At 64.3% G+C, this 23,843-nt stretch carries 23 protein-coding genes and 2 tRNA genes; 13 read left to right on the forward strand and 12 right to left on the reverse strand.

Going from position 1 to position 23,843, the window contains the following annotated elements; genetic code table 11:
• Positions 1-30 precede the first annotated feature (30 nt).
• From AC1DQQ_RS19325 to AC1DQQ_RS19345, 5 genes are all read right to left on the reverse strand, one after another.
• Positions 31-699 carry an aquaporin gene (locus AC1DQQ_RS19325; RefSeq protein ID WP_478046402.1) on the reverse strand — a complete coding sequence of 223 codons (669 nt, stop codon included), beginning with the start codon at positions 697-699 and terminating at the stop codon, positions 31-33.
• Positions 696-1,166 (reverse strand): arsenate reductase (glutaredoxin), encoded by a 471-nt coding sequence (gene arsC, locus AC1DQQ_RS19330; protein ID WP_478046404.1) that lies wholly within the window; start codon positions 1,164-1,166, stop codon positions 696-698. Before arsC ends, AC1DQQ_RS19325 begins: the two co-directional genes overlap by 4 nt.
• A complete protein-coding gene (locus AC1DQQ_RS19335; protein WP_478046406.1) occupies positions 1,163-1,510 on the reverse strand; it encodes an ArsR/SmtB family transcription factor in 348 nt (115 codons plus the stop codon). Before AC1DQQ_RS19335 ends, arsC begins: the two co-directional genes overlap by 4 nt.
• A 130-nt stretch (positions 1,511-1,640) precedes the next feature.
• A complete protein-coding gene (locus tag AC1DQQ_RS19340) occupies positions 1,641-4,283 on the reverse strand; it encodes a TonB-dependent receptor (RefSeq protein ID WP_478046408.1) in 2,643 nt (880 codons plus the stop codon).
• Between the two features lie 293 nt (positions 4,284-4,576).
• Positions 4,577-5,257, reverse strand: coding sequence for a prolyl hydroxylase family protein (locus AC1DQQ_RS19345; protein WP_478046410.1), 681 nt, complete (start codon positions 5,255-5,257; stop codon positions 4,577-4,579).
• 81 nt (positions 5,258-5,338) lie between these two features.
• On the opposite strand from AC1DQQ_RS19345, the gene AC1DQQ_RS19350 reads away from it, so the two are divergent.
• Positions 5,339-5,415 (forward strand) — tRNA-His (locus tag AC1DQQ_RS19350).
• 103 nt (positions 5,416-5,518) lie between these two features.
• Positions 5,519-6,571: a Leu/Phe/Val dehydrogenase gene (locus tag AC1DQQ_RS19355; RefSeq protein ID WP_478046412.1), complete on the forward strand. Its 1,053-nt coding sequence runs from the start codon at positions 5,519-5,521 to the stop codon at positions 6,569-6,571.
• Positions 6,572-6,660: 89 nt separating this feature from the next.
• Here the strand turns inward: AC1DQQ_RS19355 and AC1DQQ_RS19360 are convergent, their stop codons facing one another.
• Both AC1DQQ_RS19360 and AC1DQQ_RS19365 read right to left on the reverse strand, forming a co-directional pair.
• Positions 6,661-7,533, reverse strand: a complete 873-nt coding sequence (locus AC1DQQ_RS19360) for a hypothetical protein (protein WP_478040644.1) — start codon at positions 7,531-7,533, stop codon at positions 6,661-6,663.
• A gap of 5 nt (positions 7,534-7,538) precedes the next feature.
• Complete coding sequence (locus AC1DQQ_RS19365; RefSeq protein WP_478040645.1) at positions 7,539-8,087, reverse strand: hypothetical protein; 549 nt, start codon at positions 8,085-8,087, stop codon at positions 7,539-7,541.
• 128 nt (positions 8,088-8,215) lie between these two features.
• Here AC1DQQ_RS19365 and ccmC point away from each other — a divergent pair, with 128 nt between their 5' ends.
• From ccmC to AC1DQQ_RS19385, 4 genes are all read left to right on the forward strand, one after another.
• Positions 8,216-8,938 (forward strand): heme ABC transporter permease CcmC, encoded by a 723-nt coding sequence (gene ccmC / locus AC1DQQ_RS19370; RefSeq protein ID WP_478031677.1) that lies wholly within the window; start codon positions 8,216-8,218, stop codon positions 8,936-8,938.
• 106 nt (positions 8,939-9,044) lie between these two features.
• Complete coding sequence (gene ccmE / locus AC1DQQ_RS19375) at positions 9,045-9,479, forward strand: cytochrome c maturation protein CcmE (protein WP_478040646.1); 435 nt, start codon at positions 9,045-9,047, stop codon at positions 9,477-9,479.
• A complete protein-coding gene (locus tag AC1DQQ_RS19380; protein ID WP_478046414.1) occupies positions 9,476-11,407 on the forward strand; it encodes a heme lyase CcmF/NrfE family subunit in 1,932 nt (643 codons plus the stop codon). Before ccmE ends, AC1DQQ_RS19380 begins: the two co-directional genes overlap by 4 nt.
• Complete coding sequence (locus AC1DQQ_RS19385) at positions 11,404-11,931, forward strand: redoxin family protein (RefSeq protein WP_478046416.1); 528 nt, start codon at positions 11,404-11,406, stop codon at positions 11,929-11,931. The genes AC1DQQ_RS19380 and AC1DQQ_RS19385 overlap by 4 nt, the downstream gene beginning before the upstream one ends.
• 47 nt (positions 11,932-11,978) lie before the next feature.
• On the opposite strand, the gene AC1DQQ_RS19390 is transcribed toward AC1DQQ_RS19385, so the two are convergent.
• Positions 11,979-12,287, reverse strand: coding sequence for a GIY-YIG nuclease family protein (locus AC1DQQ_RS19390; protein ID WP_478046481.1), 309 nt, complete (start codon positions 12,285-12,287; stop codon positions 11,979-11,981).
• Positions 12,288-12,494: 207 nt separating this feature from the next.
• Here AC1DQQ_RS19390 and AC1DQQ_RS19395 point away from each other — a divergent pair, with 207 nt between their 5' ends.
• Both AC1DQQ_RS19395 and AC1DQQ_RS19400 read left to right on the forward strand, forming a co-directional pair.
• Positions 12,495-12,878: a cytochrome c-type biogenesis protein gene (locus AC1DQQ_RS19395; RefSeq protein ID WP_478046418.1), complete on the forward strand. Its 384-nt coding sequence runs from the start codon at positions 12,495-12,497 to the stop codon at positions 12,876-12,878.
• The gene (locus AC1DQQ_RS19400; protein ID WP_478040650.1) at positions 12,878-13,522 is read left to right on the forward strand and encodes a tetratricopeptide repeat protein; all 645 of its coding nucleotides are present in this window, start codon (positions 12,878-12,880) and stop codon (positions 13,520-13,522) included. Before AC1DQQ_RS19395 ends, AC1DQQ_RS19400 begins: the two co-directional genes overlap by 1 nt.
• Before the next feature lie 40 nt (positions 13,523-13,562).
• On the opposite strand, the gene ald is transcribed toward AC1DQQ_RS19400, so the two are convergent.
• Positions 13,563-14,669, reverse strand: a complete 1,107-nt coding sequence (ald, locus tag AC1DQQ_RS19405) for an alanine dehydrogenase (protein ID WP_478046420.1) — start codon at positions 14,667-14,669, stop codon at positions 13,563-13,565.
• Between the two features lie 126 nt (positions 14,670-14,795).
• Between ald and AC1DQQ_RS19410 the strand changes: the two genes are divergently transcribed.
• The 4 genes from AC1DQQ_RS19410 (at position 14,796) to AC1DQQ_RS19425 (ending at position 18,076) form a co-directional block, all read left to right on the forward strand.
• Positions 14,796-15,239, forward strand: coding sequence for an Lrp/AsnC family transcriptional regulator (locus AC1DQQ_RS19410; protein WP_478031685.1), 444 nt, complete (start codon positions 14,796-14,798; stop codon positions 15,237-15,239).
• A 139-nt stretch (positions 15,240-15,378) separates the two neighbouring features.
• Positions 15,379-17,316 carry a potassium transporter Kup gene (locus tag AC1DQQ_RS19415; protein ID WP_478031686.1) on the forward strand — a complete coding sequence of 646 codons (1,938 nt, stop codon included), beginning with the start codon at positions 15,379-15,381 and terminating at the stop codon, positions 17,314-17,316.
• Positions 17,317-17,422: 106 nt separating this feature from the next.
• Positions 17,423-17,944, forward strand: a complete 522-nt coding sequence (locus AC1DQQ_RS19420) for a 2'-5' RNA ligase family protein (protein WP_478040653.1) — start codon at positions 17,423-17,425, stop codon at positions 17,942-17,944.
• Positions 17,945-17,999: 55 nt separating this feature from the next.
• Positions 18,000-18,076, forward strand: a tRNA-Met gene (locus AC1DQQ_RS19425).
• Positions 18,077-18,177: 101 nt separating this feature from the next.
• On the opposite strand, the gene AC1DQQ_RS19430 is transcribed toward AC1DQQ_RS19425, so the two are convergent.
• The gene (locus AC1DQQ_RS19430) at positions 18,178-18,516 is read right to left on the reverse strand and encodes a hypothetical protein (protein ID WP_478040718.1); all 339 of its coding nucleotides are present in this window, start codon (positions 18,514-18,516) and stop codon (positions 18,178-18,180) included.
• A gap of 111 nt (positions 18,517-18,627) precedes the next feature.
• Between AC1DQQ_RS19430 and AC1DQQ_RS19435 the strand changes: the two genes are divergently transcribed.
• Positions 18,628-18,987, forward strand: coding sequence for a hypothetical protein (locus tag AC1DQQ_RS19435; protein ID WP_478040719.1), 360 nt, complete (start codon positions 18,628-18,630; stop codon positions 18,985-18,987).
• 362 nt (positions 18,988-19,349) lie between these two features.
• On the opposite strand, the gene AC1DQQ_RS19440 is transcribed toward AC1DQQ_RS19435, so the two are convergent.
• Positions 19,350-21,434, reverse strand: coding sequence for a S9 family peptidase (locus tag AC1DQQ_RS19440; protein ID WP_478046422.1), 2,085 nt, complete (start codon positions 21,432-21,434; stop codon positions 19,350-19,352).
• Positions 21,435-21,445: 11 nt separating this feature from the next.
• Entirely contained in the window at positions 21,446-23,707 is a 2,262-nt protein-coding gene (locus AC1DQQ_RS19445; protein ID WP_478046423.1) for a TonB-dependent receptor, read from the reverse strand.
• Positions 23,708-23,843: the final 136 nt, after the last annotated feature.

Consider the following 23,843-nt stretch of genomic DNA (forward strand, 5'->3'; position numbering starts at 1 on the left):
GTTGAGCAAGGCGCGAAAACGTGACGCCGTTCACGAAGTCTCGTGCGACGGCCCCGCGAAGAGCGCGCTGCCCACGAAGAGGGCCGCGATCGCGCCGACCAGTTGCGCTGCGATGAACCCCGGAACATAGGCCGGGGCAATTCCGGCGAAACTGTCGCTCAGCGACCGGGCGACGGTGATCGCCGGATTGGCGAAGCTGGTCGAGGAAGTGAACCAGTAAGCAGCGCTAATATAAAGCGCCACGCTTGTGGAAACGGCAGTCGGCCGCATCCGCACGGTCCCCAGGATCGTCAGGATGAGCCCGAACGTGGCGATTGCTTCGCCCGCCAATTGGCCCGGTCCCGCACGGACCTTCGTCGACAGTTCGAGGATGGGCAGGTCGAACATCAGGTGCGCGACCCAGACGCCCAGGATACCGCCGCCAAGCTGAGCCGCGACAAAGGCCATTGCCACACGGCTACTGATCTCGCCGCGCAGCCGCATGATCAAGGTTACGGCCGGATTGAAGTGCGCACCCGAAACCGGCCCGAACATCGTGATGAGCACGAAGAGGATGGCGCCGGTCGCGATCGTGTTGCCGAGCAGCGCGATCGCGACGTTCCCGCCCGCGAGCCGTTCGCCCATGATGCCCGAGCCGATGACTGTCGCGAACAGGAGAAAGCTGCCCAGTGCCTCCGCGAGAATTGCCCGCCGCGTCACGACGAGTGAATGCGGTGGCCGGCGGCGTCGACAACCAGTTCGCCGTCTTCCTTGGCGAAGGAGCCGCGCTGCGGCGCCGGCAGGATGTCGAGAACGACCTCGGAAGGACGGCACAGGCGCACGCCAAGCGGCGACACCACGAGCGGGCGGTTGATCAGGATCGGATGGTCCATCATCGCGTCGATCAAGGCGTCGTCCGACAGGCTCTCGTCGCCAAGACCGAGTTCGGCATAAGGTGTGCCCTTCTCGCGCAACACTTGGCGAGGCGTCAGTCCGGCGCGCTCGATCAGTTGCGACAGCAGTGCGCGCGAGGGGGGCGTCTTGAGATATTCGATGACGTGCGGCTCGATGCCGGCGTTGCGGATCATCGCCAGCGTGTTGCGCGACGTGCCGCAATCGGGATTGTGATAGATGATGATGTCGGTCACGATCTCACCTCGCAAAATGACGGTAGGTTCCGTGCTCATGCCGCGCCCGCTGTGCCGCAGCGGCCGCGGAGGAGCGTGTCGGCGAGCGACGCGCAGATTTCCGGCGATCCGCCGCAGCAATCTTCCATCAGATATTCCAGCAGCGCCGTCATGGCCTCGTATCGCGCCGAATAGATGACCGACCGTCCGTCGCGGACGCTGTCGATCAGGCCGGCATGGCTGAGGATGGTCAGATTGGCCGAAAGCGAGTTGGGCGGTACGTCCAGCCGGCGGGCAATCTCACCGGCCGGAATACCCCCATGCCCTGCCTGCACCAGCATGCGAAACACGGACAAACGGCCCTGATGCGCGAGGGCGGAGAGGGCGGTCACGGCGGCCTTCATTTCCATATTTCCGCGATATAGGAAATAACGGATGTTAGGAAGGCAGAATGTGCCAGTCGTGTGAACAGCGCCAAAAAAAGGCGGCCTCCTTTCGGAAGCCGCCTTTCCCCTTTTTATCCTGACCTTGCGATCAGAACTTCGCGCTGAGTTCGAAGCCCCAGGTCCGCGGCGCATTGAGATTGCCGTAGTCGCCCAGGATGCCGCCATAATTGGTCGAAACCAGCGTGGTCCCGTTATAGTTGAGGACCGGCGTCGAGTTCGCTGCCGAGCGGCGATAGACATAGGTGTGGTCGAGCAGGTTGCGTGCCCACACGGACAGCGTGACCTTGTTGCTCGCGTTGATGGCGATGTCGGTCAGTGCGAGGCGGCCGTTGACGACGAAGCTCGGGTCGGTCTTCGTCGGCTCGAGCTGGAAGCTGTACTGGCTGCTCGCATAATTGGCGTCGAGATGGAGGCTGATCGCCGTGTCGCCCTTGCCGATCGATACCGAATAATCGATCGAGCCCGACGCCGCGTTCTTCGGCGTGTAGACGATGTAGAGCTGCTGCGGCAGACCGCCGGTGATCGAGTTCACCGCGCTCGGCGCCTTCCAATAGGTATAGGCATAGGAGGCGGCGAGGGTCAGCCCGGCGACCGGCCGTACCGTCAGATCTGCTTCGATGCCGCGGATCTTGCTCGTACCCGCATTCTGGGTCTGCTCGATATGCGAGCCGTTGGTCGGGCTGCTGCCGTTGGTATCGAACAGATCGAAGTCGAACTGCGTATTTTTGCGGTCCATGATGTAGCCGGCCAGGTTCAAGCGAACCCGGTGGTCGAGGAACTCCATCTTCGCACCGACTTCATACGACTTGACCGATTCCGGGCCGAAGGCGTTGAAACTCTGCGACCGATCGTTGGCGCCGCCGGCGCGGAAGCCGGTCGAATATTTGGCGTAGAGATGAACGTCCTTGGTCGCATCGAACGCCAGGTTGAACATCGGATCGAAGCGGCTGATGTCGTTCGAGAAGGTGAACGCCTGGGGCGCGTTGTTGACCACGTACAAGCGGCCACGGCGCTTGTCCTTGGTCCAGCGGCCACCAGCGGTAAAGTGCAGGAAGTCAGCGCCTTGCGGCGTGTAGGTCAGATTGCCGAACACCGAATAATTGTGATCATAGGCTTCGCTGGCACGCGTGATGAACTGGCAGCTGTTGGCGAACTGCGGCACGGTGGCGGCAAGCGTATTGTTGCACGACGCGGCATAGGGCTGATAACCCGAATTGGCCCCCGTCACCGTTCCGGTGACGATCGGACTGCGGATCGTATAGGCTGTGCCGTCGGCGTTCCACTGATTGGTCAGCGGGGTAGCCGCATATTCGGTCGCGTGTTCGGTGAAATAATAGGCGCCGACGACATAATCGAAGCCGTTGGAGCTGCCGACCGCCTGGAATTCCTGGCTGAACTGGTGCTGCTGCAGGAACGACAGGCTGTAGCGGCTGAACGTCCCGGTCGTGTTGAGCGCCGTGGGATTGGCCGTGTTCAAGACGAACGGCGAGAAGGAGCTGCGCTCCGGGCCGCCCGAATTGTCCCACTGATCGGTCTTCACACCGCGCCAGGCGGTGATCGAGCGCAATTCCAGCCACGGCGCGACGTTATACTTCAGGTTCGCCGAAACGCCGTGAGTGATGTCGACGCTCGGCTGCTGCGGCACGCCGACATCGGCAACGGTCTGGCGCTCCGGATGCACGCCGACGAGCGGCGCCTTGGGGGCGATACAGGCGGGCTTCCCCGCCGCGGCCTGGGCTGCGGTGATGGTGCCGCCGCAAGCGGTCGGCGCGGCCGCGCCCGTACCCGGAATGAAAAGCGACGTCCCGAGCACACCGGTCTGCGGATTGGTATAGGTGCCGACGGTATAGTGGTTCGGGTTGTAGTTCAGCAGCTGGCTGAAGTTCGGCGTATTCTCGTCCTTGGCGTAATCGTACGCGATATCGGCGGTGAAACCCTCGAACGGGGTCCAGCGCGCCGCGGCGCGGCCGCCCTTGCGATCGTAATAGTTCCAGCCGGTGGAGCCGGCGAGCGGATCCTTCACGGTCGGATCCTGGTGCTGGTAGACGCCATCGAGCTTGATCGCGATGTTGTAGAAGGCCGGCAGGTCGAGATGGATTTCGCCGGTGCGGCTGCCGTAATTGCCCACGCCGCCTTCGATACGGCCGCCGAGTTCGCCGGTCGGAGCCTTGGTCACCAGCGACAGCGCGCCGCCCTCGGTATTGCGGCCGAACAGCGTACCCTGCGGGCCCTTGAGCACTTCGATCCGCTCGATGTCGAACAAAGCGGCGTTGAGGCCCTGCGTCTTTCCGAGCGCGACGCCGTCGATATAGACGCCGACGCCACCGTCACGCGCAGTCTGGTTCTGGTCGTAAGGGACGATGCCGCGGATGCCGATGGTCAGCGCCGACTGGCGCGCTTCGAACGTGGCGACGCGCAACGACGGCACCGAGCCGTCGGCCAGGTTGAACAGGCTGAGGACGTGGCGTTCGGTCAGCGCCTGGCTGTCGAGCACGCTGATCGAGATCGGCGTCTTCTGAAGGTTGGTCGTGCGCTTCGTCGCGGTGACGACGATGTCGGCCAGGCCGTCGTTGTTGGCGGTCTGGTCGGAAGGCGCTGCGGCGGCGTCCTGCGGCGCGGCGGCGGGAGTCGCCGCCGGCGCCTTCGGGTCTTCGGCGGCAAAAGCCGGCGTAGCGGTAACCGCGATCAGCGCGCTGGCCAGCAGCGTGCTCCGCAAGGTCGAGATCCCCATTTAAATAGCTCCACAGGATGATGCGGCGGCTGTGTGCCGTCCGTCCGTTCACGACGATCGTTCAGCGAGTCGGTGATTCCCGCCCGCCACATCGTCGCGTTGGCCCCTATGGGTGGATTGCGTCGGCGCAGTTGCACTTGCGTGACTCAGTCGTGGCTGTTTGATGAAAGTCTTGTGACGGTCCCGGACTGGGAACACGTGATTGGGAGCACGTACGCTGCTCTAATTATCTTTGGTTGCGTCGTTTTTCGGGGAAAATCCGGCGCCCGCTTTCCGCGCGATGCTCGACAATGTCACGACGCCCAGCCCCAGGGGCGTTCGCGGAACCACTTGGTTATGACATATTTGGTGCCCGCGCGGACCTTCATGCCCTGATGGATGGTGCTCGGATTGGGGCTGCCGTCAGGGCGCAGATTATTCCAGCAAAGCAATTTGCCGGTCTCGGGCTGGACGATCTTGTCGATGGTCTTGAACCGCGTCGCGCCGCCGGCATCGGGTTCGTTCAGATAGATCATCGCGGTCCAGGTGCGGTTGCCGGCGACCGAGGTGAAGGTGTGAAAGTCGACACCGCCTGGCTCGAAATAATCGGTGTGCGCCTTGAACTCCTGGCCCACGGCATAACGCTGACCCTGGATCGGTTCGCCATGCGCGGGGTCGAGGCCGATGAAATCGATAATCAGCCGTTCGAGCTCGGCGACGATCGGAATAGCCGCGTCGAGGTCGCAGGTTTCGCTCGTCCGAAAAGCGGAGTCGCCATTGTAATCGGAAACCGTCGAAGGTCGCCGCTGCGTATCGATCAACGCGATCAACGCCTGACACAGATCGGGCGTGACGAAGCCGCGCCGCTGGAACAGGGTGAGCTTGGGGCTGGGGGTGCGCTGCACGCCCGGCTGGGCCATGATATGGGCGATGACGGGCTCGGACGGGTGACCGGAACCGAGATTGACCGGAGAAGAAACATCGGCGGACGACATGATGCCGAGCCTAACCAAATCATCCGGCGTCGTCAGCCTTGACCTGCACCGGTCGGTGCCGCTAGGGGCGCGCGTTCTACGGCGATCGTAGTTCAATTGGTTAGAGCGTCGGCTTGTGATGCCGGATGTTGCGGGTTCAAGTCCCGTCGGTCGCCCCATTATTCCAGCCATTTCGCGCCCACGGCGCATTCGGGCTGGCCATCGCCGCTCTAGAAGAATATTACGCGGCTTCGTAATTTTCTTTGCCACGCCGGAGCCAGCATGACTTCCGTTTGGGACCTTCCCGATTTCGACGACCATGAGGGCGTCCATCTGTTTCGCGACCCTGCAGCGGGGCTGACCGCGATCATCGCGGTGCATTCGACCCATCTCGGCCCGGCGGCGGGCGGGGTGCGCTTCTGGCATTATGCCGATGCCAATCGCGCGATCACCGACTCGCTCAGGCTGTCGCGCGGGATGAGCTATAAGAATGCCATGGCGGGCCTACCGCTGGGTGGCGGCAAAGGCGTCGTCCTGGCATCGACGCCGGGCGAGGCGATCAGCCCAGCCCAGCTCGAGGCATTCGGCGCCGCGGTCGAGTCGCTCGGCGGCCGCTATGTGACGGCCGAGGATGTCGGCATGTCCGAAGCGAGCATGAAAATCATCGCGACGCGCACCAAGCACGTGTCGGGCCTGCCGGTCGCTGCGGGTGGCGCCGGCGGCGATCCGGGTCCGTTCACCGCGAGCGGCGTCTATCAAGGTGTCCGGGCGGCGGCGAAGCGTGGGCTGGGCGTCGACTCGATGGCCGGCGTGCATGTCGCGATCCAGGGCGTCGGCAGTGTCGGCGGCGGACTGGCGCGGTTGCTGGCGGCGGACGACGCGAAGCTGACCCTGGCGGACGTCAATGGCGACAAGGCGAAGGCATTGGCCGCCGAGCTTGGCGCCGCGACGGTGCCGACCGAAGAGATATTGGCGCTGGAGGCGGATATCGTCAGCCCCAATGCGCTGGGCGCGATCCTGACCGCCGAGACGATCGCCGCGCTCAACACCAAGGTGATCGCGGGCGGCGCCAACAACCAGCTCGCGACGCGCGAGGACGGCTCGCGGCTCCACGCGCGCGGCGTGCTCTATGCGCCCGATTACGTGATCAATGCCGGCGGCATCATCAATGTCGGCCTCGAATATCTCGGCCAGGGCGACCGCGCCGAGGTCGAGGCGCGCATCGCGCGGATCCCCGAGCGCCTGATCGAAGTGTGGGACGAAAGCGACCGCACCGGCCAGCCGGCCTCGGACGTGGCCGATACGATCGCACGGCGGCTGATCGGGCGGGGCTGAGGTCGATCTGCTCCCGCCAAAGCGGGAGCCCGGGCGGCGAAGTATCCGACGCTACGGCGCGTGCTTTCACAGCCCTGACGCAGCCAGTGCTAATATTGGTTTTCGGCTACCTTGTTGGTGGCGAGATCGAGCACCTTGCCGCGGTCATAGCCGAGCACGCCGGGTATCGGAGCCAGTCGGTTCACGCTGAACGAGAAGCCCGCTACGAACTTGCCCGTGGCGCGATAGTCGACCGGGGCGACCGGCTTGCCCGCCAACTGGGCGGGCGGTGCGGTGGACGGCGTCGCCGGGCGGATAGCCACAGCCCAGGTGACAACATGGCCAATCATACTGGGACCAAACCCGGTTTCGTCGGCAAGCTGGGGAATGTCCGATTTCTCGGATGCCGACGCGATCAGGATAGTGCCGAGGTCGGCAATCCTGCCCGGCTGCGCCGAAAACGAAACGCTGCCCAGACATAGGCAGGTGTGGAAGACATCACCGAAACCGACGCCGTAAACGACGTAATTCCCTGGCCGGACTTCGACCAGCAGGGTGCGGCCGTCGCCGGTCTTTTCCAGCGCGCGACCCATCTTCACCGTTTGGACGTTGCGAATCTTATCGTAGACGAAGTTGAAATCGTCGACAGAAGGTGCTGGCGGGATGGTCTTGTCGAAGGTCGCGCCAGCCTTGGCGGCGGCATCCCTGGCCGCGATCAGGTCGTTTCGTTTCTTAACGAGGTTGGGCTCCGCTTTCGCGAAAGCAGCCCTTTTCGCGGCATCGAATTCCTTCATTTCCGCGTCGGTGGGGATGCGCAGAAAGACCGGCGCCACTCCCACCGAATTTGTGCGGAACAGAATATAGGCTCGATCAGCGCGCAGCTCGAGCGGTTTACCCGCGGTGACCTCGACCATCTCGTCGCCCGACTGCGCATGAGCGACCGGCACGAAGTATAGCAGTGTCAGCATCAGGCCCAGGAACATTCGGATCATTTCACCGGTACCTTTCCACCGAAGCTGGGGCTGGACGCGATCTTGGCCTGGATGGCGATCGACTGTTCCGTCGGACGCTTGGTTACGGTCTCCCAGACTTCTTCCGCGACGCCGTATCGAGTGTAACCGCGCGGCTCCATACAGCGGCGCATCTTCGCCTGCAGATCGCGACGCGCCATCGTACCTTCTACCATCGCGCCGAGCAGGTCGCCGACCAGGCCGTACGGATTGGGAATATAATCGACCTTGCGGCCCGGCTTGTCGTTCCACGGTACGAAACGGTTCAGCTTGACCGACGCCCAGCTATTGGGCTGGAGGAAACGATAACAGTCGGTCAGGTCGTCATAGGCCTCGGCGTAACTGACGCCGTTCTTCTGAAAGAAAAAATATTTCCAGCCGTTTGCGACGACCTCTGGATCGCTCGACCGGGACAGGTCGGGTACGACGACGGTCTGCGGGTCGGGCGGAGAAGCCACGTTCTGCGCGAAGCAGATCGACGGCCAGGCGAGCGCCAATGCCGCGGCTTGGACCAATGGATTGCGCATGAAATCTTCCCCTCTCGCGATGCTTAGGGGGTCGTGCGCGCAGCGTCGAGAGGGAGAAAACCGGTCTGCGCCATTGCGGGCGAACCCGTAGTGACGTCCCGCGATTCTTGCCCTATTCGAGCGCCATCGTGGCCAGCCTTCATGCCCTTGCGAATCCCGCGCGTTTCCTGCGTCTGGCGCGTCCGCTGACGCCGGCCTTCTTGCTGTCGGGCGTGCTGCTGACCGTGTTCGGCTGCTGGGCCGGGCTGACCCAGACGCCGGCCGATTATCTGCAGGGCGACAGCGTACGGATCCTCTATATCCACGTGCCGACCGCGTGGCTCGGCATGGGCGGGTGGAGCGGGATCGCGATCGCCAGCCTGTCCTATCTCGTCTGGCGGCATCCGCTGGCGCGCATCGCCGCGCGCGCGATCGCCTTGCCGGGCGCGGTGTTCGCGTTCCTGTGCCTCGCCACCGGATCGATCTGGGGGCGGCCGACCTGGGGCACCTGGTGGGAATGGGACGGGCGGCTGACCAGCATGTTGCTGCTGTTCTTCGTTTATCTCGCCTATATGGCGCTGGCGCGTGCCGATGCCGATCGCGGCGGCGACGGGCGGCTGCCGGCAATCTATGGCATCGCCGGCACCGTGCTGTTGCCGATCATCCGCTATTCGGTGGTGTGGTGGAATACGCTGCATCAGGGCGAAAGCATCGGACTGACCAGCTCGACGATCGACTCTTCGATGTTGTGGCCGCTCTGGTTCACGCTGTCGGGCTTCACTTTCCTGTTCGCGGGCATCGTGCTGATGCGGATGCGCGCGATGCTGGCGCGCGAGCGGCGCGAGGCGCGGATGCGGAGGATGGCGGCATGAACCAATGGCTGTTCGTCGCCGCGGCCTATGGCGTCACGCTCGGCGCGACGATCGCGCTGATCGGGTGGAGCTATGTCGCGATGCGCGCCGCGGAGCGCGAGCGCACGTGAAGCCAAAACATCAACGATTGTGGCTCGCGGGGCTGGCGGTCCTCGCGATCGCGGGGGCAAGCGGGCTCGCTTTGTCGGGGCTGAAGGACCAGGCGTCGTTCTTCTACGCGCCGTCCGACGTCAAGAAACAGGGGCTGCCGCTGGGCAAGGCAGTGCGGCTCGGCGGTCTGGTCGAGGCCGGGTCGATCAAGCGCGCCGCCGACGGCGTGACGCTCGATTTCGTGGTGACTGATGGCGCCGCCACTACGCCGGTGAGCTTCAAGGGCATCGCGCCCGATCTGTTCCGCGAGAAATCGGGCGTGGTCGCCGAGGGGCAATTCCAGCCCGACGGCAGCTTCGTCGCGACCAACTTGCTCGCCAAACATGACGAGAAATATCAGCCGCCCGAAATGGCCGGCAAGCTGCACGAGACGAGGTCGCTCAAGCAATGATCGCCGAGGGGGGACTGGCCGCGTTGTGGCTCGCCGCCGTCATGGCGGTGTTGCAGCTCGTGCTGGCGTCGAGCGCCGTGCTCGGCGGCCGCGCGGAAATGGCGCGCGCCGTACGCCCGGTGGCGATCGCGCAAGGACTGCTGACCGGGCTCGCGATGTTGTGCCTGATCCTGGTGTTCGTCCAGTCCGACATGTCGGTGCTGCTGGTCGCCGAGAACAGCCATTCGCTCAAGCCGATGATCTACAAGATCGCCGGCGCCTGGGGGAATCACGAAGGATCGATGCTGCTCTGGGTGACGATCCTCGGGCTGGCCGGTGGGGCGGTGGCGATCTTCGAACGGCGGCTCGATCAACGGACGCTCAACGCGACGATCGGCGCGCAGGCACTGATCGCGATGGGGTTCTACGCCTTCCTGCTGTTCGCCTCCAACCCGTTCGCGCGGCTGTTTCCGTCGCCGCCCGACGGCAACGGCCTCAACCCGTTGCTCCAGGATCCCGGCTTGGCGTTCCATCCGCCGACCTTGTACGTCGGCTATGTCGGCATCTCGGTCGCCTTTTCGTTCGCGGTCGGTGCGCTGGTCACGCGCGATGTCGGGCCGGCCTTTGCCCGCGCGATGCGTCCCTGGGTGCTCGGCGCCTGGATCTTCCTGACGATCGGCATCACCGCCGGAAGCTATTGGGCCTATTACGAGCTCGGCTGGGGCGGCTGGTGGTTCTGGGATCCGGTCGAGAATGCCAGCCTGATGCCGTGGCTGGCGGCAACTGCCTTGCTCCATTCGGTGTCGGTGCTGGCGACGCGCGACGGCTTGCGCGCCTGGACGATCATGTTGGCGGTGGTCGCCTTTTCGATGAGCATGATCGGGACGTTCCTGGTCCGCTCGGGCATTCTGACCAGTGTCCATGCCTTTGCCGTCGACCCGAAGCGCGGCGCGTTCCTGCTGGCGTTGCTGGCGATCTATATCGGCGGTGCGCTGGTGCTGTTCGCCGCGCGGATCGGCACTGTCCGGCAGGGTAACACCTTCGCGCTGGTCAGCCGCGAGGGCGCGCTGGTGGTCAACAACCTGCTCCTGTCGGTGATCCTGGGGATCGTGCTGATCGGCACGCTCTATCCGCTCGCCGCGGCGGGCTGGGGCGTGCAATTGTCGGTCGGTAAGCCGTTTTTCGACAAAACCGCGGGGCCGGTGGCGCTGGCGCTAGCCATGTTCATCGCGATCGGGCCGCTGTTGCGCTGGCGGCGCGACGAGCCGCAGGCACTGCTCAAACGGATGACCTGGCCTGTCGCGGCATCATGCGCGGCGCTGATCGTGCTGGTACCGTTCGCCTGGGGTGCGGGACTCCTGCCGCTGGCGGCGCTGGTGCTGGCCGCAGGGCTCGCGGTAGCGAGCGTCGCGCCGTTATGGGGGCGGAATTTGCGCCGTACCCCGCTCTTCACCTGGGGCATGGTGGTCGCGCATCTGGGCGTCGCGGTGAGCCTGGCCGGAATGGCGAGCGATAGCGCCTTCACCAAGGAGACCTTGGCGGTGTTGCGCCAGGGCGAGACGCGGTCGGTCGGGCCGTATCTGGTGACGATGACCGGTATCCGTCCGGCGGTCGGACCGAATTGGTCGGCGATCGCCGCCGATCTCAGCATTCGCCGCGGCGAGGGCGCACCGTTCATGCTGTCGCCGGAGTCGCGCTTCTTTGCCAGCCCGCCGACATCGACCAGCGAAAGCGCGATCGCGACGCGGCTTGATGGCCAGCTCTACACCGTGCTCGGTCAGCCCGACGGTAAAGGCGGATGGCAGGTCCGCTTGTGGTGGAAGCCGTTCGTGACCCTGATCTGGCTGGGTGGGGCCCTGATCGGCCTGGGCGGCGTCTTGTCGTTCTTCGGTCGGATCCGGCGCCGCAAGCGCGCTGTTTACGAGGATTATGAGGAGGCAGTCGCGTGAGGCGCGTGCTGCTCTGGCTACCGCTTGCGCTGTTCGCGGCGTTGTTCGGGCTGGTCGCGCTCGGCCTGTTCAAGCCGGCGGACCGTACCGTTCGCTCGGCGATGGTCGACAAGCCGCTGCCCGATTTCGCGTTGCCCGCAATGCTACCGGCCAAGCCGGGGGTCGCGCGCACCAGCTTCGGCGGCGGCAAGCCGCGCCTGATCAATGTCTTCGCCAGCTGGTGCGTGCCGTGCATCGCCGAGGCACCGGAGCTGATGAAGCTGAAAGCGGCCGGTGTGGCGATCGACGGTGTGGCGATCAACGACACGCCCGAGGCGGTGCAGAAATTTCTCGATCGCAACGGCGATCCCTATCAGCGGATCGGCAACGACAAGGCCAGCCAGGTGCAGATCGCCCTGGGATCGTCGGGCGTGCCGGAGACCTTCCTGGTCGACGGGCGCGGGCGGATCGTGCGGCAATATGTCAGCAATTTGCAGCCGGATCAGGTCGACGACATTCTCAAGACGTGGCGGGGGATGCGATGAGTCTCTCCAACCGTCATGCCGGCCTTGTGCCGGCATCCACCGCGCCACTATCCCAGGGGCGGGAGGCCGAGTCCGACGGCGAGATCCTCCCATCTGGGATTGTCGCGCTCGATAAGGTTCTTCTTGAAGTCGCGCGGCCACTTCTTGATCCGCTTCTCGGCGGCGATCACGACCTCCATCGTGTCGGCCGTGTCGAACCAGACGAGGCGTTTGACACCGTATCGCTTGGTGAAACCCTCGAAGATCCCGTCGCGATGCTGCATGACCCTGCCGATAAGGTTCGACGTCACGCCGATATACAGCGTGCCGTTGAAACCGCTGGCCATGATGTAAACGCAGGGATCGCGCTCTCGCATGGCCGTGAATCTGCGGCACGGTGGATGCCGGGACAAGCCCGGCATGACGATGGAGGAGAGCGATCCGACAATCGCAACCGTCATGCCGGCCTTGTGCCGGCATCCACCAGTCGGCGGGCGAGTTGGCTGGAATCGAATGGCTCGCGCTTGCGGCCCGGTGGACCCCGGCACAAGGCCGGGGTGACGGTTGTCCTTTCGGGACTCCTCTTGGGAGCAGCGGCGGCCATCTCCTTCGCCACGCCCGCGCTTGCCCAGCAAGCCCCGCTCGCCGACACCCAGCTCAGCGATCCCGCGCAGGAAGCGCAGGCCAAGGCGCTGATGGGGACGATCCGCTGCGTCGAATGCCAAGGGCAATCGATCGCCGACAGCAATGCCGACATCGCCGCCAATATGCGCTCGCTGATCCGGCAACGGATCAAGAGCGGCGAGAGTCCGGAGCAGGTGCGTGCCTGGCTGATCCAGCGTTATGGCGATTATATCAGCTATGACCCGCCACTGGGCGGCGCGACCTGGCCGCTCTGGGCGGCGCCGTTCGTGCTGCTCGCGATCGGAATCGCGATCGCGCGGTCGAGCTTCAGGAGGAAGCGCTGATGGGCTGGATCATGCTCGCGCTGATCGGGCTGACCACGGCGGCATTGCTTGCCGTGTTGCGCCTGCCGCGGACGCTGTGGCCGCTGGCCGGTGCCGCGCTGATGCTGGGCGCGGCCGGTTATGCCTGGCAGGGGCAGCCCGACCTCGCGGCGCAACCCGTGGCGGCCGATGCGGTCAAGTTGCCGCCGAGCGAAGCCTATAAGAAGCTGCGCGATACCTTTTTCGGCCGCTTCGGTGGCGAGTCGATGTATTTCGGGATTTCGGACGTCGCGCTGGCCAATGGCGATCCCGACTTCGCCGCGCGCGCGTTGACCGGCGGGGTCGATTATGCCCCGCGGAATGCGGCGATGTGGAGCGAACTCGGCAACGTCATCGCGCTGCACGATCGCGGCGTGGTGTCGCCCGCGGCGCTGCTCGCCTATCGCCGCGCGATGATGCTGTCGCCGCAGAATCCGGGGCCGCCCTTGTTCCTCGGCCTGGCCTATATTCGCGCCGGTGAATTCGCCAAGGCGCGACCGCTATGGAAGCACGCGCTGGATCTGACCCCCAAGAATGCCAGCTATCGCGACGAGATCGTGCGGCGGCTGGCCTTGCTTGACATGCTGCTCGCCGAAATCGCCCGCGAGCAATCCGCCCAACGCTGAGCGCGCGGGGCGGATCGTCAAAGCGGGCTTGTTCGCCCGATCAGGCGTGCCAGGCCTCGAACGGAAGGTCGAGCGCTTCGGCCACCGCTTCGTGCGTGATCTTGCCCTTATAGACGTTGAGGCCGTTGGCGAGGTGTGGGTCCGCCTTCATCGCCCCTTCCGCGCCGAGCTTGGCGAGCTTGAGCGCGAAGGGCAGGGTGGCGTTGTTGAGCGCGAACGCGCTGGTCCGCGCGACCGCGCCGGGCATGTTGGCGACGCAATAATGGATCACGCCGTCGACCTCGAACACCGGATCCTCATGCGTCGTGGCATGGCTGGTCTCGAAGCAGCCGCCCTGGTCGATCGCGATGTCGACCAGCACCGAGCCGCGCTTCATCGTCTTGACCATGTCGCGCGTGACGAGCTTCGGCGCCGCCGCCCCGGGGACCAGCACCGCGCCGATCACAAGATGCGCGTTCTTCACCGCCTGCGCGATCGCCGCCTTCGAGGCATATTGCGTCTTGATCTGGCTCGAGAAGAACATGTCGAGCTCGGCCAGGCGGTCATTGTTGATGTCGTAGATGGTAACGTCGGCGCGCATGCCAACGGCCATCTGGGCGGCATTGATGCCCGACACGCCGCCACCGAGGATCGCGACCTTGGCCGGCGCCACGCCCGGAACACCACCGAGCAGCACACCGCGGCCGCCCTGTTCCTTTTCGAGATAATGCGCGCCGACCTGGATCGACATGCGGCCGGCGACTTCGGACATCGGCTTCAGGAGCGGCAGGCCGCCGCGCGCCGCGGTGACGGTCTCGTAAGCGATGCAGGTGGCGCCCGACTTCATCAGACCCTCGGCCTGCGGCTTGTCGGCGGCGAGGTGGAGATAGGTGAACAGCACATGCCGCGGTTCGAGCATCGCCACTTCCTGCGGCTGCGGCTCCTTGACCTTCACGATCATGTCCGATTCGGCGAACACGGTCCCGGCGTCGGGCACGATCCGCGCGCCGGCGTCGATATAGGCCTGGTCCTGGAAATCGATGCCCATGCCCGCCTGGGTTTCGACGATCACCTCGTGACCGGCGGCGTGGAGCTCGGCGACCGACGACGGGGTCAGGCCGACGCGATATTCGTGATTCTTGATTTCCTTGGGGACACCGACTCGCATGCGAACTCTCCTGAAAGGGGTTGTCATGCAAATAGCGCCGAAAAGCCGAGAGAGGTTCGCAATTTTTTTGACAGATGCGGCCCCTGGCAGGATATGTTTGCGTGATTATATACATGTGAGAGAAAAATGCTCGACCATCTCGATCGCAAGATCCTCAAACAACTCGTCGTCAATTCGGACCTGACAAGTGCGGAACTCGGCGAGGCGGTAGGCCTGTCGGGAAGCGCGGCGCATCGCCGCGTCGGCAGCTTGTGCGACCGCGGGCTGATCGCTGGGTTTCGCGCGGTGCTGTCGCATGAGGCGCGGGGGCACCCCGCGGTGGTCATGGTCAACGTCACGCTCCGCGACCAGCGGCAGGAGACGATGGCGGCATTCGAGGCAGAGATTAAAGAATGTCCGGAAGTACGCGATTGTTTCCTGATGAGCGGCGAGGCCGACTACATGCTCCATGTCGAGGTGACGCGCGACGACAGTTTCGAGCGGATCCACCGCGAGACGCTGTCGCGCCTGCCGGGCGTGACGCGGCTGGCGTCGCATTTCGTCATTCGCGAGGTTATCCGTCGCCCGTGAGCGGCCGGCTGACCCATAACGAGCCAGCGCATCCAATGCGTCGTTGCGGGCGTTCCTGTGCAATGCTAGGGCGCCGCCACCGTAAACAGGGGCTTCATACGGTCATCATGACCTTTCGTGCGAACGCGCGGCGACTGCCGTGAGCGCAGCCACTCCTTCCATCGCAGTAACCGACGGGCACGCCGATGACGCGCACGCCGGGCACGCGCATGCGCATGGCAATGACGGGCTGATCAAGCTCGCCGTCGGCGCGATCGGCATCGTGTTCGGCGATATCGGCACCAGCCCGCTTTATGCCTTCCGCGAGACCTTCGCCGGGCATCACAAGCTCAGCCTCGATCATGCCCACATCATGGGCGTCACCAGCCTGATGTTCTGGTCGATGATGGTGGTGGTGACGATCAAGTACGTCGCGATCATCATGCGCGCCGACAATAAGGGCGAGGGCGGCAGCCTGGCCCTGCTCGCGCTCATTTCCAGCAAGGCGCAGACCAAGAGATGGACCGCGGGGATCGTCCTGCTCGGCGTGTTCGCGACCTCGCTCTTCTATGGCGATTCGATGATCACCCCGGCGGTGTCGGTGTTGTCGGCGGTCGAGGGCCTTGCGGTGGCGCAGCCCGGCATGGCGCATTTCGTGCTGCCGATCGCGATCGCGATCCTGATCTTCCTTTTCGCGATCCAGCAGAGCGGCACGGCGCGGGTGGGGTTGTTCTTCGGCCCGATCATGCTGTTCTATTTCCTGACGATCGCGCTGCTCGGTGCGCTCAGCATCGCCGAGACGCCGGAAGTGCTGTGGGCATTCTCGCCAACCTATGCCGTCGAATTCTTCCTGCTCGATCCCGTCCGTGCGTTCCTCGCTTTGGGGTCGGTGGTGCTGGCGGTGACCGGTGCCGAGGCGCTCTATGCCGATATGGGGCATTTCGGGCGCAAGCCGATCGGCATGTCGTGGCTGTGCTTCGTGCTCCCGGCGCTGATCCTCAATTATATGGGGCAGGCGGCGCTGCTGACGCGCGACGGGACGCAGGCGCTGGAAAGCCCGTTCTACCTCTTGGCGCCGGTCTGGCTGCAGCTGCCGCTGGTCATCCTGGCCACCGCCGCCGCCGTGATCGCGTCGCAGGCGGTGATCTCGGGCGCCTTCTCGGTGACGCAACAGGCGATCCAGCTCGGTTTCGTGCCCCGCCTCAGGATCGAGCATACCAGCGCGGCGACGGCCGGACAGATCTATATCCCGCTGATCAACTGGATGCTGATGACGATGGTCATCATCCTGGTGCTGTTCTTCCGCACCTCCTCCAACCTGACCAGCGCGTATGGCATCGCCGTCACCGGCGCGATGACGATCGATACCTGCCTGTTGGCGGTCGTGTTGTTCCGCTTGTGGAATTGGCCGAAATGGGCGGCGATCCCGCTGCTCGGGCTCTTCTTCCTGGTCGACGGCGCCTATCTGACTGCCAACCTCACCAAGATCCCGGACGGCGGCTGGTTCCCACTCCTGGTCGGGCTGATCGTCTTCACCATCCTGACGACCTGGGCCAAGGGGCGGCAGCTGATGATGGCGCGGCTGCGCGAGGCGGCGATGCCGATCAAGGTGTTCATCTCGTCGGCCGCCACGTCGGCGACGCGCGTGCCCGGCACTGCAGTGTTCATGACTTCGACGGCCGATGGCGTGCCGCACGCGCTGCTCCACAACCTCAAGCACAACAAGGTGCTGCACGAGCGCATCATCCTGCTGACGGTGAAGATCGCCGACGTGCCGTTCGTGCGTCAGGCCGAGCGGGTGAAGCTCGATCATCTCGGACACGGCTTCCACCGCCTGGTGCTGCGCTATGGCTTCATGGAGGAGCCCGACGTGCCGGCGGCATTGGCGTTGGTCACCGGCTGCGGCGACAAGTTCAAGATGATGGACACCAGCTTCTTCCTCGCACGGCAGACTCTTTTGCCGTCGAGCAAGCCCGGCATGGCGATCTGGCGCGAAAAGCTGTTCGCCTGGATGCTCCGCAACGCCGAAAGCGCGATGGAATTCTTCCGCCTGCCGACCAATCGCGTGGTCGAGGTGGGGAGCCAGGTAGAGATCTGAGACCTCTCGACGATATATAGCCGTCACCCCCGCGAAAGCGGGGGCCCATCTCCCAAGTTTGCACGGTGGGTGTGACGGCAGGAGATGGGTTCCCGCTTTCGCGGGAATGACGGAGGGAAAATTGCACCCACCAGCGCCGATTATCCTGACTGCTGTGATCGGGCGCGACGACCAGGCGTGGCTCGACGCGCAGCGCCGCGCGCATTTCCCGCCCGAGCGCAATCTGCTCCCCGCCCATCTGACGATGTTCCACCATCTGCCGCCGTCGCTGGCGGACGAAGTGCGGCAGCGGCTGGGCGAGCTGGCGCGGGAAGGGGCGCCGGCGGCGCGGATCGCCGGGCCGATCTCGCTCGGCCGCGGCGTTGCCTATCGCATCGACTCCGCCGAGCTGGAGGACCGCCGCGCCTGGCTCGCCGATCTTTGGGTCGACGTGCTGACGCCGCAGGACCGCACGCCGTGGCGCCCGCATGTCACGATCCAGAACAAGGTCGAGCCGAGCGAGGCGAGGGCGTTGCTCGACCGGCTCAAGGCCGATTTCCGACCCCGGCCGCTCGCGATCATCGGTTTCGCCAGCTGGTATTATCGCGGCGGACCCTGGGAAAAGCTCTCTCGCCACATGGTCGCTTGACCGCGTCGGGAGCGCTACTTATAGGCCGCCGCTCGCGGCAACGCGGGCCTTTCGGGGCGGAGTAGCTCAGCTGGTTAGAGCACGGGAATCATAATCCTGGGGTCGGGGGTTCAAGTCCCTCCTCCGCTACCAAGGGACCTAAGCGCTCCCTTGTTCGGATGTCATCCTGGCAACGTCCGGAATGGTATTTTTTCCCGAACAAAATCAAATATTACCAGCCATTCGTTCATCCATCAGCGTTGCTTCTTCGCAATTGTCGCGGTGAAGTCCGGATCCTTGTTCGCCACCCAATCCACGAATTTGCGCACATTCGGATTGTCGAGCAGGCCCGTCACCTCCATCCCATGGCGCTGTAGTTCGGAATTGGTGAAATTGGCGACCAGCGTCTGCTGGCAGATCGAATGCATCGGCACGACATCGCGGCCGCCACGGCTCTTGGGCACGGGATGATGCCAGACGATCGTCTTGCCGGTCGGCCGACCACAGAGCCAGCAGAGCACCGGCGCTGCTGGAGCCTCGTCTCCTTGCGGGAGGTGATCATAGGGGTCGTGTTTCGAACGCTTGCGGGCCATATGTTGATCTAACTGCCTTGATCTCGTTCAGCCTATAGCGATGCGAACGGCAGCATCACATTGGCAAGTGCATAACGCCGGCCCTTTGCTGCGAATGACTGGGAAAGAGCGATGACCAATCTGTCGAAACCGTGGGACGGAGAGCTGGTCCGCAAATGGCTTGAGCGTCGTTTCGAGGCCTCGCGGCTCGACCAGGCGGTAGCGGACAGACGCGGCTATGAGGCGCGGGACGACTATGACAAGGCCGCTGCCGAGGAATGGACTTGCCGCGCGTTAAAGGGCGCCGCTTGCACAAATGACCAGGCTGCGTTCGCCACCCGCCTCAAGGAGCTTATCGGCCAAGACGAATACCAGGCGACGAGTATCTATGACGATGCGCGATTCGAACGGCATGTTCGCACGCATCTCAGGAAACTGGCCAAGATGACGAAAGCGAATGAGGGATTCGAGAAGACCCTGCGCCACCAGTGAGATGGGTGAAGCCGGTATCGGTATGCTAAGCATGGCATATTCATGCATGGTCTGAGGATGCGAAGGTCGTAGCGGGCGCGGCGCCACACGAGCATGAGCTCGCGCTAGGCTAGGTCTCCGTTCACGCGAATGCGGACGCCTTGCGCGCTGGTGGGGCAGGGATCTCGTAAATCCGAACCGGGCCCGTCGCGGGTAGATACAGGCACGCTATCGCGCTTCCTTGGCGGCGCTCCAAAAGAAAGCGCACGGCCCTTAGAGCGAGACCGGCGCGCCGCGGCCCGAGGGCGGGTGAGCAGCGTCCCGCCTGCATTGGACGTCATGGCCGATCATAGCGGGCACGGAACAAAGGTCGCTTTGAGCGATCAAAGATGGCTGTCGAACCAAGCGAGCACGCGGTGCTGGACATCGCGCTGGTGCGCTGAATCGTGGAACCAGTGCGGCTCGCTTGGATATTTCACCATCTGCGACTCTTTCCCCAGCATCCTCAGCCCGCGATAGAATTCGAGACCCAGCGTTACCGGGACGCGCGTGTCATTTTCACCGTGCAGCACGAGCACAGGCGTCCGCACATTCTCGAGCATTCGCGCTGACGAACTGCGGTCGTAGTCGGCCATGTGCTTGGTCAGGTCACCGAAATAACCGAGCGGGAAGTCGGGCGTGTCGGTGATCCTTGCGAACGGCACCAGGTCGGTGGGCCCAGCGCCGACCACGGCTGCCTTGAAGCGGTCGCCATGCGTCACCGCCCAGGCCGACATGAACCCGCCATAGCTCCAGCCGCCGATGCCCAGCCGGTTGGGATCGGCGACTTTCTGCGCGATCAGCGCGTCGACCCCGTCCATCACGTCCTGATAGTCCATCCCGCCCCAGTCGTTGCCCACCGCGCGGGCGAAATCGGTGCCCTGGCCGTCCGATCCGCGCGGATTGGGGAGGAACACGACATAGCCGTGCGTCGCGAGCATCTGCGCCCATTCGTGCCAGCTGCCGAGCCAGCCCGACCACCACGCCCATTCGGGACCGCCATGGATCTCGACCACCATCTTGGTCGGCGTGCCGGGCACATAATTGGGTGGCGTGACGAGCACGCCGTAGATCGTCTTGCCGTCCTTGCTGTTGCGCCAGCTGATTTCGCTGACCTTGCCGAGCTTCCAGTCGGCCACCTGGCTGTTGATCCGGGTGATCGCGCGCGCCTTGCCGCCGGCGATCGCCCAGACGTCGGCGGGACGGTCGGGGCTGGAGAGTGCCGCGACCATCTGCCGGCCGTCGCGGCTGACGTCGAAGTCGCTGGATTCGCCGTCGAGTGCCGCGAGCGGCGTCACCGTCCCGTTTTGCCGGTCGATCCGCACGATGGCCGAGCGCGTCTTCTCGAACGATAGCGCCAGCACCGATCTGCCGTCGGCCGACCAGCGGATATTGGTGAACAGGCCGGGATGATCGTCAGCGAGCGGGCGGACCGCGCCCGTGTCGAGGTCGCAGATCCGCAGGCCCAGCCCGATAAAGCCCGGCAAGCGGATCACTTCGCCCAGGATCGACTTGCCGTCGGCCGACCAGAACGGCCCCTCGGCGGCGTTCTCCAACAGGGTCTTGCCGATCGTGCCGTTCGCAGGGTCGAACAGGACCAGTCGCGAATGATAGAAATAATCGTTGATCCGGGTCGTGTCGGCGACGCGCAACGCCATGCGCTTGCCGTCGGGCGACCAGTCCATCGCGCTGACATTGACACCCTCGGGTGAGGCACGGCGCGCGGCGTGGCTGGCGAGGTCGAGGACCCACAGCCGGCTGAAATGGCGGTCGCGGTCGATCTCGGTCCAGTTCGCGCCGCCGGCGATCGCCTGTTTCTCCTGAGGCGACTGCGGGTCGACGCTCAGGAAGGCGATCCGCTTGCCGTCGGGCGACCAGGCAATGTCGTTGACGTCGCCGGGCATCGCGGTCAGCGGGATCGCCTCGCCGCCGCTCACCGGCATCAGCCACAATTGGGTCGACGCAATTCCCGGCTCCGCCGCGCCCGCCGGCGGCGTGCCGGCGACCGGCGGATTGGGACCGGCGGCGGTCGTCGTCGAGAAGGCGAAACTGGTTCCCTTGTCCGTCGCGAGCGGGTTGGGACGGTTGGACAGGAACGCGATCCACTTGCCGTCGGGCGACCAATGCGGCGCGCTGTCGATACCCGCGCTGACGATGAACGGCCGGGCCGCGGCGCTACCGTCGCTCGGCACTGCCCAGATCGTCTGGTGCGGCGAAGCGAAGGTCGACATTTGCGCCTGCACGGTGAACAGCACCGTGCGACCATCGGGCGACAATGCGACGTCGCGCATGTCGCGCAGCTTCATGATATCGTCGGGAGTGATCGGTCCGCCCGACGCCGCGGGGATTGGCGCCGCATCGTCGGCGCCCCGTACCATCGGTACGGGGAGCAGCGCGATCAGCAAGGCGGCGACGAGGCGGCGGATCATGATCCGCACCGTTACAGCTTCCAGTCGATGCGGAGTCCATAGGTGCGCGGCCGCACGATCGAATAAGCCGGGGCGAATTGCGACGTGAATGGCGCGTTGAGGATGCCGTATTCGTTGAACAGATTGTTGACGAAGCCGGTCAGCCGGAAATGGCTCGCCAGGGTGAACGAGGCGCGCGCATCGAAGATGTTGAAATCGCCGCGCGTATTGGTCGATCCGAACGCGACCGGCGCCTTCGACAGGTAACGATGCGCGATCTCGAACGAGGGTTTGCCCGGCAAGTCATCGCGATCATAGCTGATCGTGTTGGCGACCGACCATTTCGATGACCCCGGCAGCGTTGATCCCGAGACATAGCCACCGCCCACCGCGAACGTATCGGGCAGGAAGGTGGTGAGCTCGGCCTCCGAATAGGTGACGTTGGTGCTCAGCGTCAGCGAGTGCGTGACGCGGAACGATCCAGCAAACTCGACACCGACGATGTTGGCGCTGCCGGCATTGGTGACGTAGGAATAATATTGCGGCGCCGGACCGAACAGGCGCGCCTGGATGCCGTGCCAGTCGATATTGTAGATCGAGGCGTCGATCGTCAGCCGGTTCCACAAGGTGGTCTTGATGCCCGCTTCGTAATTGTCGACCTTGTCGCTGGCATAAGCGGTGGGAATGGTCGGCAGCAGGCCGGCATTGGGATTGATCCCGCCGACGCGATAGCCGCGGGAATAAGTCATGTACGCGAGGAAATGCGAATTGGGGCGGAACGCCAGCGACGCCTTGGGCGTGAAGCCATGGTCCTTCTGATCGGTGTGGCCCGACAAGTCGACCGGGCTGCCGCTGACGAAGCCGGCTTTGTTGGTCACGTCACCCTCGGCGCGGGTGCTGTAATAGCGCCCGCCGACAGTGATCTCGAAACCCTTGAGCGGCTTCCACGTCGCTTCACCGAACACGCCGAAATCGGTGTTCAGCGTGTCCGACAGATAGCCGTAGATGCGATCGTTGGGTGCCAGCACCGAGGCTGGATAGGCGAAGCCGGCCGGATTGGCGGTGATGTAGGCATTGGCGCCCGGCGCGAACATCTGGTCGTAGGAGAATTTGGTCGCGCGCATATAGCTGACGCCGATCAGCCAGTTGAGCGGCCCACCATTGTCCTTCGACGCGACCCGTCCTTCGATCGTCTTGATGTTCGCGTTCGCGTCGGCATAGTCATAGGCCACGTTCGGCCCGGTGAAGGTGCCAGTGACGTAGCCATAAGGATCGGTGAAGAGCGTGTAGTTCTTCTTCTCGTCGATCGCGCCGAGCACGGTCAGCGTCGCGACGTTGCCCAGATCCTGGTCTAGGCGCAGGCTGTTGAGCAGGAAGCTGGTCGTTTGCGGTTCGACCCGCCCGGTGCTGCGGCTGTAGCTGTTGGCGTAAGTGATATAGGTCTGATCGTCGAGCTTGGTGTCCTGATAGGCGCCGAGATACGTGATCTTGGTCCCCTCGAACGGCGTGAACACGATCGATCCGCGCAAGCCGCGCGTACGGAAATCGTTGCTGCCCTTCTTCTCAGGTGTCAGCCCGACATTATCGATGAAGCCGGCGTCGTAGCGTTGCAACGCCATCACGCGGACCGCCAGCTTGTCCTTGATGATCGGCAGGTTGAACATGATCTTGCCGGCATAATTGAGGTCGCCGCCGGAATGCGCGGTCGATCCGATCAGCCCTTCGGCCGCGGCGTCGAGTTTGGTCGGGTCGGCGGTCTTGACGACGTAATTGACCAGGCCGCCCAGGGTCGACGACCCGAACAGCGTGCCCTGCGGTCCGCGCAATACCTCGACGCGGTCAAGATCGAACGTGTCGACATCGGGAATGCCGATCGGAAAGCCGGGTTCCACGACGTTGATTTCGTTGAGATAATAGCCGACGGTCGTCTGGCCCTGTTCGTGATAGGTAGTCGCCGCGATGCCGCGGATCACGACCTCGGAGACGCCCGGCTGATAATCGTTGAACACGACGCCGGGCAGCCGGTTGATATAGTCCGACAGGCTATTGGCGTTCATCTTGTTGAGCTGATCGCCGCTGATCGCGCTGATCGGCATGGCGATCTGGCTTTGGCTCTCCGCGCGCTTGGTCGCCGTGACGATGATGTCCTTGTCGTTGCTGGCGTAGCTGTCGTCATTGGCATTGGCGGGCGCCGCGGCGGCCGATTGCGCGTGCGCCATGCCGGGCGCGGCGAGCGCGATAGCGAGCGCCAATGTGGCGACAGACGTGGTTCTGAGAGAGCGAGAAATGCGCACGTTGGACCCCTTTGTTCGAGCGCGGACAGGCCGCTATGTGTCTCCTGCTGCGCCTCGCTCGGACTGTCTGTCGCTTCGCCCGATGTCGCCGACGCCCCTACACCGTTGCAGCTTGGTCCAAGTTGGAGAACCGGAA

It is taken from the genome of Sphingomonas sp. P4_G3, assembly GCF_056401105.1.